Annotated in this window: 14 protein-coding genes; 4 read left to right on the plus strand and 10 right to left on the minus strand. The window is 50.7% G+C overall.

What is annotated here, in order from left to right; translation table 11 throughout:
- Position 1: 1 nt before the first annotated feature.
- From ACO0LL_RS22735 to ACO0LL_RS22750, 4 genes are read left to right on the plus strand one after another with little or no spacing between them, the layout of a single operon-like run.
- On the plus strand, positions 2-547 hold the full coding sequence (locus ACO0LL_RS22735; RefSeq protein ID WP_422953095.1) for a FixH family protein: 546 nt from the start codon (positions 2-4) through the stop codon (positions 545-547).
- A gap of 58 nt (positions 548-605) precedes the next feature.
- On the plus strand, positions 606-863 hold the full coding sequence (locus ACO0LL_RS22740; RefSeq protein WP_422953096.1) for a hypothetical protein: 258 nt from the start codon (positions 606-608) through the stop codon (positions 861-863).
- Positions 864-871: 8 nt separating this feature from the next.
- Positions 872-2,275, plus strand: a complete 1,404-nt coding sequence (gene hemN / locus ACO0LL_RS22745) for an oxygen-independent coproporphyrinogen III oxidase (protein ID WP_422953097.1) — start codon at positions 872-874, stop codon at positions 2,273-2,275.
- Between the two features lies 1 nt (position 2,276).
- Positions 2,277-3,053 carry a sulfite exporter TauE/SafE family protein gene (locus ACO0LL_RS22750; protein WP_422953098.1) on the plus strand — a complete coding sequence of 259 codons (777 nt, stop codon included), beginning with the start codon at positions 2,277-2,279 and terminating at the stop codon, positions 3,051-3,053.
- Between the two features lie 14 nt (positions 3,054-3,067).
- Here the strand turns inward: ACO0LL_RS22750 and ACO0LL_RS22755 are convergent, their stop codons facing one another.
- From ACO0LL_RS22755 to trpS, 10 genes are all read right to left on the minus strand, one after another.
- Positions 3,068-3,391: a flagellar basal body rod C-terminal domain-containing protein gene (locus ACO0LL_RS22755; protein WP_422953099.1), complete on the minus strand. Its 324-nt coding sequence runs from the start codon at positions 3,389-3,391 to the stop codon at positions 3,068-3,070.
- Between the two features lie 142 nt (positions 3,392-3,533).
- Complete coding sequence (locus ACO0LL_RS22760) at positions 3,534-5,474, minus strand: MASE3 domain-containing protein (protein WP_422953100.1); 1,941 nt, start codon at positions 5,472-5,474, stop codon at positions 3,534-3,536.
- 142 nt (positions 5,475-5,616) lie between these two features.
- Positions 5,617-6,456: a universal stress protein gene (locus ACO0LL_RS22765; RefSeq protein ID WP_422953101.1), complete on the minus strand. Its 840-nt coding sequence runs from the start codon at positions 6,454-6,456 to the stop codon at positions 5,617-5,619.
- Positions 6,457-6,564: 108 nt separating this feature from the next.
- The gene (locus tag ACO0LL_RS22770; protein WP_422953102.1) at positions 6,565-7,452 is read right to left on the minus strand and encodes a helix-turn-helix domain-containing protein; all 888 of its coding nucleotides are present in this window, start codon (positions 7,450-7,452) and stop codon (positions 6,565-6,567) included.
- A gap of 30 nt (positions 7,453-7,482) precedes the next feature.
- Positions 7,483-7,866, minus strand: coding sequence for a response regulator (locus tag ACO0LL_RS22775; protein WP_422953103.1), 384 nt, complete (start codon positions 7,864-7,866; stop codon positions 7,483-7,485).
- A 228-nt stretch (positions 7,867-8,094) separates the two neighbouring features.
- The gene (locus ACO0LL_RS22780; protein ID WP_422953104.1) at positions 8,095-8,736 is read right to left on the minus strand and encodes a response regulator; all 642 of its coding nucleotides are present in this window, start codon (positions 8,734-8,736) and stop codon (positions 8,095-8,097) included.
- A gap of 111 nt (positions 8,737-8,847) precedes the next feature.
- Entirely contained in the window at positions 8,848-9,303 is a 456-nt protein-coding gene (locus ACO0LL_RS22785; RefSeq protein WP_422953105.1) for a universal stress protein, read from the minus strand.
- 144 nt (positions 9,304-9,447) lie between these two features.
- The gene (locus tag ACO0LL_RS22790; RefSeq protein ID WP_422953106.1) at positions 9,448-10,332 is read right to left on the minus strand and encodes a dienelactone hydrolase family protein; all 885 of its coding nucleotides are present in this window, start codon (positions 10,330-10,332) and stop codon (positions 9,448-9,450) included.
- Complete coding sequence (locus ACO0LL_RS22795; RefSeq protein ID WP_422953107.1) at positions 10,333-11,559, minus strand: winged helix-turn-helix domain-containing protein; 1,227 nt, start codon at positions 11,557-11,559, stop codon at positions 10,333-10,335. It lies immediately after the preceding gene.
- 61 nt (positions 11,560-11,620) lie between these two features.
- The gene (gene trpS / locus ACO0LL_RS22800) at positions 11,621-12,640 is read right to left on the minus strand and encodes a tryptophan--tRNA ligase (RefSeq protein ID WP_422953108.1); all 1,020 of its coding nucleotides are present in this window, start codon (positions 12,638-12,640) and stop codon (positions 11,621-11,623) included.
- Positions 12,641-12,775: the final 135 nt, after the last annotated feature.

The following is a 12,775-nucleotide window of genomic DNA, read 5'->3' on the forward strand; positions in this document are numbered from 1 at the left end:
AATGGAAGCCAGTCTGATGCCCCCAAAATCCAGGCGCGATACCTGGTACAAAGAACCCTGGTTACTGCTGGTGGCTGGCGGTCCGGCCTTTGTGGTTTGTGCCAGTCTGTATACCGGCTACATTGCCATGCATGGTGCCGACAAGGTCGTGGCCGAAGATTATTACAAACAGGGCCTGATGATCAACAAGGATATACAGCGCGACGCCAAGGCCAGGGAGTTGCAACTGAATGCCTACATCAATGCCGACTTTGCCAAAGGCAAGATCGTTCTGCAAGTCAGTGGAAAGGGTAATTTACCCGAGACCATACAATTGAGCCTGGCCAATGCCGCAGCTGGCGGCAATTCAGTCAGTGAGCTCATACGTCGCTTACCGATGAAGCGTACGGCCGCTGGTCAATATGAAGGCGACCTCAAACTGATGCCAAATGCCGGAGAACAAGCTGTAAAACTGTTTCATATCAAACTGGAGACCACAGACTGGCGCCTGACCGGTGACTGGTTTGATCCAGGACAAAAACCAGTGCAGCTGAATGCGGCAAAATGAGTTCAATCCCTGAAATTTGTTGACCTGAGGCTGGACTATCACTAGAAGGGGACAGGATTTGGAAAATAGCACTATCACATCACGTAAACCACAATTGCGTTCTATGTTGATGATCGTTTTGTGGCCAGCTTTTTTGATGGCCTGTGCGGCAACGGGCTTGTTCTTTAGCCTGGTTGATCCCATGGAATTGATTGTGCTGGACAGGCGCCTGCAAATGCATGAAACAGGTGTTTATACCATAGGCTTTTTCGCCTTCTGGTTACTGGGAATTCTGTCTAGTGGTCTGACGGCCTTGCTAGTGCAAAAAGCACATTGAGACCCATCATGATAATGAACGAAGCGGCTGTATTTCCAGCAATAGAAATTCCAGAAGCACTGATACGCCGTTTCGACAGCCTGGGGCCCAGATACACGTCTTACCCCACGGCAGACAGGTTTGCAGAAACTTTCACGGCAGAGTCTTACATACGCTATCTGGAAGAACGCAGCCATTTGCTGAGCAAACCACCATTATCGCTATACATACACATCCCGTTCTGCGCCTCGCTGTGTTATTACTGCGCCTGCAATAAAGTCATCACCAAAGACCACGGGCGTTCGGCCAAGTATCTGGAATACCTGACCAAGGAATTGAAGCTGGTGACTGCCCATTTGCATGCGCGTGAAATCCTGAGCCAGTTGCATCTTGGTGGTGGTACGCCGACCTTTCTCAGCCATGCCGAATTGCGCCAGCTGATGAGCCTGCTGCACGAGCATTTTGACTTCACTGATGATGCCGAAATCTCTATAGAGATAGATCCACGTACCGTTACTACCGAAACCCTGCAAATACTGGCAGAACTGGGCTTTAACCGGACCAGTCTCGGTGTACAGGATTTCAATGAGGAAGTACAAAAGGCAGTGCACCGCATACAGCCTTACGAAATGGTGGCTGCTACGGTGGCAGATAGCCGGGCCTGCGGTTTTCAGTCTATCAATTTTGATTTGATCTATGGTCTGCCGAAACAGAATCTGGAAAGTTTTTCCGAGACACTGGACCAAGTCATCGCACTGTCGCCTGCCCGCATTGCGCTTTACAACTATGCACACCTGCCGACACGCTTTAAACCTCAGCGCCGGATCGCCGAAGCAGATCTGCCGTCTGCGGAGCAGCGCCTGCAAATTTTCCTGATGTCGATACGGCGCTTGCTGGCTGAGGGTTATGTGTATATTGGCCTCGATCACTTTGCCAAACCGGACGACAGTCTGGCACAGGCGACTCTGGATGGTAGCCTGCACCGGAACTTCCAAGGCTACACGACGCGGGCAGATTGCGATCTCATCGCCCTGGGTTTGTCGGCAATAGGCAAGGTCGGGGCATCTTATGGTCAGAATCTGCGCACTCTGGATGAATACTATGCCAGTCTGGACCAAGGCAGATTACCTGTAGAAAAAGGTTATCACCTGGACGTCGATGATATCTTGCGTCGCCAGGTCATCATGAGCCTGATGTGCAGCAATACCCTGAATTTCAAATACCTTGAAATGCAATATGGTATTTCTTTCCCTGACTATTTTGCTGATGAACTGCAAAGGCTGCAAGACTATGCACAAGAAGGCATAGTGTTGGTCAATGACAGTAGTATCAGTATTCCGCCCAAGGGCCGCTTGTTCGTGCGCGCACTGGCGATGGTTTTTGACCGCTATCTGTCGCAGCAATCAGGCGCCAGATATTCCAAACTGATCTGAGATGCTGACCCTTCCTTTGGTCTTTGCTGCAATGACAGCTGGTGCCATAGGCGGGGTGCACTGTGCTGGCATGTGCGGTGGTATTTCCGCGCTGCTGACGAAATCTGGAAAAGGCGCTTACGGAACTGCTGGCAAAATTATTCCTATTGGCCTGGCAGAGCAGGCGGAAATCAGGCAGACTTCATTTGGTTTGCCTGCCAGCGTGCAGTATCAGATCATGCTGCAGGGCGGGCGCATTTTTACTTACATGATTGCCGGTACTGTACTCGGCGGCCTTGGTGCCGCCGGCATATTGTTCAAACCTTACCTGCCAGTGCAGCAAATCATGTTTGTCATTGGTAACCTGATGTTGATATTACTTGGTTTGCGTGTATTGGGATTGCTGCCACGCCTGGCTATTGTGCAAAACCTGCTGGCAGAGTTACATGCGAAATTGACTGGCAGACTGCCATCATTGCGCCAGGTGGCGCGACATCCATTTTTGGTGGGCATGGGTTGGGGATGTCTGCCTTGCGGTCTTTTGTACGGTGTTGCACCATTCGCCTTATTGTCCGGTGATGCATGGTCTGGTGCTGTGCTGATGCTGGTGTTTGGCCTGTTTGCCTTGCCACATTTATTGCTGACCCAGGCAGTTATGCAACAGGCGCAAAATAAAACTATCATGCGTGGCTTGCGCTACCTGGGTGCAGCAATTCTGTTGGGAATAGGAGGATTTGGGCTTTGGTATTTTGATATGAAGGATATGCCATCCATCCTGTGTCTGGTACCAGCGGCTTAGCTGGCAGGTCCTGCTCAGGCTTTGATGTCGATCAGCGTGCCGAGTATCTCATCTTGCGTTTTGATAATTTTCGCAGACAGGTCAAAGCCTGCCTTGAATTGTATCGATTGCACAATTTCACTGCTCAGGTCAGTGCCGCTCTGCTCTTGTGCAGCAAGGCTGCTGCCTTCTTTGCTGATATTGGCAATCACACCACCAGCAGGCTGCTCTTGAAAGCTGACTTGTTGCGGAACAAAGCCTGCCGTACTCGCATTCGCTACATTGTGCCCTGAACTGTCGAGCGCACGAGCGTAAGCCTGGAGTCCTGAAAGGCCGCTATTGAGTGCTGAAACTGACATTGAAATGCTCCTGCAGCGATACGATTTTCCGTAAGCTTATACTGGATTTGCCAAGTCTGCACGCTTCTTCAATTTGCTTAATTTATTTGCATAATTCATTGGCATGGCTTATTTACATGGCTTATTTATATGAATTATTCCTTTAGCTTAATGGTAAATTAATCTTCAGCTCGGTTCCTTCCCCGGGCTGGCTATCAACCAGGAATTCGCCATGCATGGCTTTGACGCGCTCACGCATGCCAACCAAGCCAAAAGAACGTGATTTGCGCATCTCATCTGCTTCTATACCTTTGCCATTGTCGGTAATGCTGAAGCTCAACGTGTCAGGGGTGCGCTCGAAAGAAATTTGCACCTCTGTGGCATCTGCATGCCTGACTACATTGGTCAGTGATTCCTGGACGATACGGAAGATCGCAGTGCTGCGGGTATCGTCAAGTGCCAGTTGTTCTTCGTTTGCCTGCAAGTCACAGGCTATGCCATGGCGCTGGGAAAAATCTTTTTGCAAAGTCTGCAAGGCAAAATAAAGTCCTCCTTCATCCAGCGCACGTGGCCTAAGGTCGGTGGCGATGCGTCTCAGCGTGGTAATTGAAGTCAGCAATAACTGATCCATGCTGTTGATGGTTTGCTGAGTCTTGCCTGTCAAGACACTGTCTCGTTGCAGTAGTGATAAATCCATGCGCAGCGCGGCCAGTAACTGACCCAGGTCATCGTGCAGTTCACGGGCAATATGTTTACGTTCTTCTTCACGTATGCTTTGCAGTGCTGCTGATAACTGTGTCAATTCATCGTGATAAAGCGCCATTTTTTCTTTGGCGACCTTGCGCTCAGTGATGTCGCGGAAGATAACGGTATAAAAACGTTTGCCGTTTTCTATCTGACTGGAAATGGAAGCTTCAATGGGAAACTCATCGCCATTGGCTTTGACGCCGGTGACATAAAAATCTTCAAAATTACCGCCCATCTTCCTGCGGGTTTCACCAGTTTCGCCAAACTGCTGCACATGTTTGCCATGTACTTTGCGATGGCGCTCTGGTAAGACAAGATCAAGTGAAGCCCCCATCAGATCATCGACTTCGTAACCAAAAGTGGCAGCAGCAGCGGGATTGACGAGGATGATGGATTGTGACTCGTTGATGGTGATAATGCCATCTATGGCAGTATCTATCATGCGGCTCAGGCGCTCACGCTCCATGCTGAGCTCGGCTGCAGAGCGGGCCAGGTTCTGGCTGGTTTCTGCCAGACTGGCATACGGGGTATGGATGTTCACCGAGACCATGCCGCGATAAATGGCAATGGCAGCCAGCAACTGAAACACATGGCCGATGGCGACGAAGACATCATTGCCGTCCGCATAGATAGCAAAATACCCCTCTGAAATGGCCAGCAGGGTGGCCGCAAGAAACAGGGGCGCACGTTCTATTTGCAGGCGCTCACCTTGCTTGCCAGGTCCAGCAGACCCTGCTGAAATGGCCTTGCCCGGTTTGTTCAATTGATAGGCGGTGAACAGATTGATGGCGATCAGACCTGCTTCACACGCTATTTTGAAAGAAGTTTGCCCTTCACCCTGGATATAGGTTAGCGGCAGCAGATGTGGTAGTGCGAACACCATCATCATCCACCCGGCTGTGGCTATCAATCCTGCAATCAGGACGAAATAAGCCTGGGTCGGGCTGACTTCTGAATCCTCAGGTGCTAATGCCAGGCCCAGCAGCGTGGTGGCGATGAATGAGCGTGACAGCAGCCAGAACAGCAGGGATTTATGCATGTCTGCCGCATCAGGAAAGCCGGGCATGCCCTGAAAGCTGATCGCATGCATGAAACCGAGAATGGCAGTACACAAAAACGCTACGGCGAGAATGACACTGCTCTTTTTCCTGGCGCCGCCAAAGGCATTCCAGCATACGATGAATACCGATGTGAAAATCACGATGGTGATGGTTTCCAGCACGGTATGTACCGGCAGAGGTGCTGGCATCTGTATGGTGGACAGGGTTGCGTGGTTCAACCATAAAACGATTGATAGCAGGGCCAGCAAACCTGCTGTCCATCGTGCTTTTACCATGCCAGGGTTATCATGTGCCATGTGGTTTAGTTTTATTTAATGTAGACCAGTATTCTAATTCGTAAATGCCCGGTTAAAGCTTGGGCGACTTGCTACAAAAAAGAAAATGACACTCCTTTTGCAAGGAGTGTCATTTGCCAGGTCTCAGATGCTGATGAGCTGCTTAATGCGACATCAGCACTGGCAGCGTCATGCTTTGCAAGATGGTTCTGGTGACGCCGCCCATGATCATTTCACGGAAGCGCGAATGACCATAACCGCCCATGACCAGCAAATCGTTGTCCTGATCGTGTGACAGTGACAGCAGTGCATTGCCTATGTCAGTCGAAGTTTTATGCACGCCAACTTCTACCTTGATGCCATGTCTTGCCAGGTACAGGGCAATATCGGCACCTGGTTGTTCACCATGGCTGTCGGGTACGGCTTTGGGATTGAAAATCGCCACATGCACCAGCTCTGCGCGGCGCAGCAATGGAATTGCATCGGTGATGGCACGGGTGGATTCGCGGCTGGCATCCCATGCAATCAAGGGGCGTTTTGCAACTGTCGTGACATCGCCAACATAGGGGATGATCAGGATAGGGCGCCCTGAATTCATGATCAGGTATTCAGGAAAATCGGGCAAAACCGAAGGTGAGGGTTCATCACGGTTGGTCTGGCCTATGACCACCAGGTCGCTATACCTGGCTTGCAGGCCAACGCCACCACCGGCTTCATCATTGGCGATCACGCTTTCATAAGAATTGACGCCTAAAGCCTGGGCCTGCTGGCTAAAGTTGGCAACAGCTTTTTCTGCGCGTTCGCGCAAATAACTGAGGTGTATGCTCAGATTGGGATCATTGGCACTGATATTGCCATCCTGATAGATAAAGCGGGAGACACCGGTGACGGCGGTTCCTGTCAGATGGGCTTCGTCAGCCCTGGCAATTTCTGCTGCAACACGGACACGGAAGTTGGAACGTTCAGATTCATCGACATGAACCAAGATGGTTTTGTATGGCATGTTTTACTCCTTGATGTGAAATCCGGGAAAGAAAACAAATACAAGTTCAGCCATCTTTTTGCCATGGCAAACATGGCAAAAAGATGAAGCTACTTGTTAAAGCTTACACTAGTTTAAGGCAACAGCAACTTCTTTGCCCCATTGCGGCAATAAATTCTTGCCAACTAAAGCCGAGACTTTCTCGCTGACCTTGATGCGTGCCTTGGCAGGTGGCAGACGGCGCAGGGTTTTCAGCGCAGTTACATCATTCAGGGCGATCTGGCGCTGATCGACACTGATCAGGCCCATTTCATTGAAGGCCGACAGGGTGCGGCTGACGGTTTCCAGTGTCAGGCCCAGGTAGCTGCCTATCTCATGACGGGTCATGCGCAGATTGAAGGTTTTGCCAGAATAACCCAGTTGGCTGAAACGTTCACCGAGTGTCGTCAGGAAGCGGGCAACCTTGGCTTCTGCACTCAGAGCGCTGAGCATGCCTATCATGATCTGTTCACGTACCAGTTCGCGGCTCATGACGCTGAACATGGCTTGCTCGAGTTCTGCATAAATGCGGCCCAATGCAGAGAAAGTTTTATAAGGCAGCAGGATGATGTCGCAATCCGAGAGTGCAACAGCTTCAGATGCATGATGCTGGTTATGTATGCCATCTATGCCCAGCAAATCGCCTTTCATGGGAAAGCTCAGGACTTGTTCATTGCCGTATTCATCAAGCAGTACAGTTTTCAGAAAACCTGAATTGACGATGTACAGGGTGTCAAAATCCTGGCCTATGGTATGGATTCTCTGACCAGCCTTGAAGCGTACATGCTGGAACAATACTTCTTCATCTGCTGACGCGGCTGGAGTAGGGATGCGCAAGAGTTCACAGACTTCGCGTAGATTCGACCAGAGATTGCCATGACAGCGCCAGCCAGCCTCATTGGCGATGGCTGGAAAGGCAGTTTTGCTGGCAGCGGAAGGCAGGCTGTTTGCGCTTGTGTTGAAGGCTGCTGTAGTCATGATATTTCCCTTGTAAGGTAAGGACATTGATTAATTGATTTGATGATTTGAATCCGGTTGCTGCCAGCGCAGCAGATAATCTTGTAGCAGGCCAAAGTCCGTCGATTTATCGAGGAAACCATCGGCACCAGCCCGCATGGCATGCAGGCGGTTGTTTTCGGTTGCGTGATTTGTCAGTACCACGACTTTGATCCCTGGCCTGCTTTGCTTGATGTTCTTTAAAAACTGTAAACCATTGCCATCAGCGAGTTGTATATCGAGTATCAAGGCGTCGGCATCATTGCCCAGCAGGGCCTGATAGGCGCTGCTCATATCGCTTGCTACGCCGAGTACATGCATGCCGGGTACTTCTTCCACGAACCGTATCAAACGGTTCTGAATCAGGACTGAATCTTCAAGGATGAACAGGTTCATGCTGTTACTTGCTGTGCTTGTTTGCTCAGACTCTATTATCGTTAGCATGGACTTTGATTTAAATCAGGAGATGCTGATTTGAACTGTCAGATTTGGCGCTGCCGGGGTAGGAATATTCCTAGAGGGCAATTTGCATGACGTGATACAGCGCAGCCATCCCGCTAAGGATGGCTGCGCTGTATCAGAGGTAGTTCGATGTACTGCGGTAGAAGGCTGAGGAGAGGCTGCTTACGCCTGTGGCTGCAAGAGATGGTGGGCAACGGCGTACTGCACGAGGTCGGACAAATTACTCATGTTCATCTTTTGCATGATACGGGTCTTGTGCGTGCTGACAGTCTTCACGCTCAGATGCAGGAGTTCGCCAATTTCGGTAATCGACTTGCCTTTGACCAGGTGGGTGAATACCTCAAATTCACGGTCAGACAGGCTGGTGTGTGGCTGGCTGTCGTCCGCAGGCATGGCGCTCATGGCCAGTTGCTCTGCCACTTCTATGCTGATATACGGGCGGCCAGACGCAACTTTGCGCAAGGCGGTGACCAGTTGTGTACCTGCGCTTTCCTTGGTCAGATAACCGCGTGCACCAGCGCGTATGGCGCGCACCGCATACTGTTCTTCTTCATGCATGGTCAATATCAGTATGGGCAGTTTGGGGAATTCATCCTTGATCTGCCGTATCAGATCAACGCCGCTACGGCCAGGCATGGACAAGTCCATCAGCAAGACATCAAATTCGCTAGTGCGTACTTTTTCCAGGGTATCGAAACCATCTACTGCCTCGGCAACTACCTGTATGTCTTCTATGCCATCAAGTATGCGTTTCAGTCCTTCACGCATGATGGTGTGGTCGTCAGCAATCAGGATACGGGTCATCGTTGTTGTACAAGGCGTTAGTCATGTTGAAGCTTGTCAGGTGTTGTGCCTGCGCAAGGTGAAACGCTATTGTACTGCAAGCCCTTGCTGGCGCGGGCTCGTTGATCGTCTTCAGTGATGCTTGATACGATGTACCAGCACAGGTATCAGACACAATGACAAGACTTTGGTGGTGACACTGCCGAGTATGAATTGGCCCAGACCGCTGCGGCCATGTGAACCCATGAAGATCAGGTCGCAGGCATATTCTTGTGCAGTGTGGACGATTTCCTTGGCTGTGGAATCGTTGAATTGTATGACCTCCTGATAAGCCAGACCAGCGGCAGCGGCGACATCTCTTACCGGTTGCAGATAACTTTCTGCCAGGGTCTGCATGGCGGCCTGATATTCTTCTTCGGTCGGTCCATTAGGCGGGAGTATATCTACATACAGCGGATATTGATAATTGCCCGCAACAAAAACAGCAACCACTTCTGCCTGTAATTGTTGGGCAAATTCCAGTCCCGCCGCAACGCAGGCATGTGACAATTCAGAGCCGTCAGTGGGTAACAAGATTCTGGAGTACATATCCTGTGCCTTTCATCGTTGAGCTTGAAACCAGTATGCTTGTTGATTGTTGCACCAGCTTTGATTTCAAACAAGCTATTTGATGAATTATTCAGCAATCATTGCACACCTTTTGCGCACCCTATTGCATTCCTACTTGTATACTTATTGCGTACCCAAGTGCTGTTTGAGAAACAATAGCATTTCTTTGTAGGCAAGTTCTTTGGCTGCCGGGTTGCTGCCTGTCGTCACACCTTGTCCGGGATGTACGCCATTCGGCACATCCATGCGTTTGCGCACTGGCAGGTCTGGTGCATCAAAATCATGATAACTATCGGCAAAGACGCTGACCTTGACAGGCGAAGGCGCGAGCATTTTTTCAAAGCTCACACAAGGGGCCGCAGGTGTCCAGTCATCTTCTGCCCCTATCAGTATCAACAAAGGTGACGCCAGCCGATAGGCAGGACGTGCTTTCAGGTAACCCTGGCAACCTGGGTAAAACGCCACGGCTGCCTTGGGATAAAAATCATCTTTGCCTGCCGCTTTATGGGCAGTATTCAGGGAATTCAGCGTGGTAGAACCACCATTTGACCAGCCGAGAAGGGCTATGTTTTTTACATCAACAGTAGCTTGCTTGCCCACCCATTGCAAGGCGGCTTGCACATCCAGGCGGCGGTTGTTGGTGCTGATATCGCGGTTTTTGTAGGCGCTGCTGCAAATGCTATTTGTACCGCGCGGGCGAAAACTGTCAGGCATCAGCACGTTGTAGCCATTTTCCTGCAATAGTCTGGCCATATTATGATGCCTGGCATTCAGTTCCTGTTCATGTCCCTTGCGGGTGCTGTACAAGCCACCGCAACCATGCAGGGCAATAACAGTTGGTGCACTGCCTGCATTGCCGTTGGCATGGAACCAGAAGGCATCAAGCTGGACAGCCTGGCCATCTTGCAAGTCCAGGCTGGGGAAGCTGACTTTTTCAGGAGCTTCACCAGCCATTGCCATGGAGCTGGCCAGCAGCAGGCTGATTAATAATGCGTATCGTGGAAACATTTAAATCAGTGCCTCTAATAAAGGTGTCAGCTCCGCTGAGCTACACCATGTCAATTGCAGATCATGGCATTCGTGCCATGTGGCGAATTCGCGCAAGGTCTTTGCCAAGTCAGTCGCCAGGGCTTGAGAAACGCGTACGCCCGGTTCCAGATGCAGGGCCTTGATTTCCAGTATGCCTTCCTTGCGATGGGCTTTGGCGTCCATGCGCCCAATCAGGGCACCCTTGCGCAAGATCGGCAGGGTGAAATAGCCATAACGCCGTTTTGGCGCTGGCGTATAGCATTCAAGTTTATAGTCAAAATCAAACAGGTCTATCGCACGCTTCCTGTCCCACACTACCGGGTCAAAAGGTGAAAGGATACGGGTCGCCGTGGCTTTTAATTTGTTCTCGCTTGCCTGTTCCAGCAAATCTCTGCGATCGGGATGCACATAAAATAGGGCCTCGTGCTGGTCAACCGTAACAGGTATCAATAAGCCTTCTTTGACCAGCTGTGCTGTCTGGTTACTGACATCTGGTTTGCCCATGCGAAAATAATCACTGATCCAGTTTGCCTTGCAAATACCAAGTGCACGGACGGATTGCAATATCTGTGCGCGCTCGCAATGCAGGATGGGTTTCAGATGTTTTTTGTCATTCCATTTGGGATGAACACGTTCCCTCAGATCATAAATACGCTGGAAATTATGGCGCTTGGCGACCATCAGTTCGCCAGTTGTAAACAGCACTTCGAGTGAACGTTTTTCCGGCTTCCACTCCCACCAGCCACCGCTTTTGCCATCAGTGCGTTCAAAGTCTGCCGAGCGGCTGGCACCATTCGCATGAATATGCTGGCGCACGGTTTCTACCTGCGCAGCATTTTCTTTGAGCCACTTGTGATTGTATTTCCAGCCCATCCCTTGTGGCGACACCATCTGATGCCGGTACAGGCCGTAGTCTTCTATAGGCAAGAAGCAGGCTTCATGCGACCAGTATTCAAACAGATGACCTTCTTCCAGCAATTCATGCAGCCATGCATGCGGATAATTGCCCAGGCGGCTCCACAGCACCAGATAAGGGCTGCGCGCAACCACGCTGATGGTGTCAATCTGCAGTGCCGACATATTGCGTATGCAGGCCAGTACATCCTGTTTGTTAGCTTTGCGCGGCGAAGGATTTAACAAGCCCTGTGCGGCCAGATGCAGGGCGCGAGCGGAACTGAGTGTCAGATGGAAATCAGCTACGCTCATAGAGTTTTCCAAAGGAAGCAGAGAGAGACGGGGGGCGAATCGCCCCCCCATAGATCAGAAATCAGAAGTGTTTCAAGCCGATTGCTGCCCTGACTTCATCAGTCGTTTGTGCAGCGATTTCACGAGCCTTGCGTGTACCTTCTTTCAGTATTTGCAAAACCTGACCACGGTCTTTGGCAAATTCTTCACGGCGTTCACGTATTGGTTTCAACAAATCCTGCAAGATACCTTCCAGGCGTGCTTTGACGATGCTGTCACCGAGGCCACCACGGACATAATGGTCTTTCATTTCTTGCAGACCGGCTTTGTCTTCATCGAAGGCATCGAGGTAGATAAAGGCGACATTGCCTTCCAGATGGCCAGGGTCAGCCACGCGCAGATGCAATGGATCAGTGTAGACATTACGTACCGCTGCCTTGATTTCTGCAGGTGTGAAGCCAAGATTGATGACATTGCCCAGTGACTTGCTCATCTTGGCCTTGCCATCGACACCAGGCAGGCGGCCAATTTCAGGCACCAGCGCCTGGCATTCCACCAATATCTCTTTATTTGCCAGACGGTTGAAACGACGGACGATTTCATTGGTCTGTTCTATCATCGGTATCTGGTCTTCGCCGACCGGTACCAGGCTCGCCTTGAAGGCGCTAATATCTGCTGCCTGGCTGACAGGGTAAGTCAGAAAGCCGGCAGGGATGTCGCGCTCAAAGTTGCGCAGGGTGATCTCTTGCTTAATTGTTGGATTACGTTCCAGACGCGCTACCGTGACCAGATTGAGGTAGTAGAAAGTTAATTCCGTCAGTTCAGGAATTTGTGACTGGATCAGGATAGTTGATTTGGCCGGGTCGATACCAACAGCCAGGTAATCCAGCGCCACTTCCATGACATTGTCATGGACTTTGGCCGGGTTTTCCATATTGTCGGTCAGGGCCTGGGCATCAGCCAGCATGATGTACTGTTCATACTGGTTCTGGAATTTGACGCGGTTGCGCAGGCTGCCTACAAAATGGCCAAGGTGCAGGGGGCCGGTAGGGCGGTCGCCCGTCAGTATCAGGTGTTTTTTATCTTCGGTACCAGGGAGCATGCTAAATCCAGTTGGGTGATGCGGTGAAAAATAGCTAGTATACGTAAAAAAGCCGCTGAATCATGAGCGGCATGACGTATATCAAGGCGTGTTCTAGGGCTATGATGCCGTTTTCAGGCTGACTATGTCAAGTTT

The sequence above is a fragment of the Undibacterium sp. TC4M20W genome (assembly GCF_049340245.1).
In the GTDB taxonomy this organism is placed as follows: Bacteria; Pseudomonadota; Gammaproteobacteria; order Burkholderiales; family Burkholderiaceae_D; genus Undibacterium.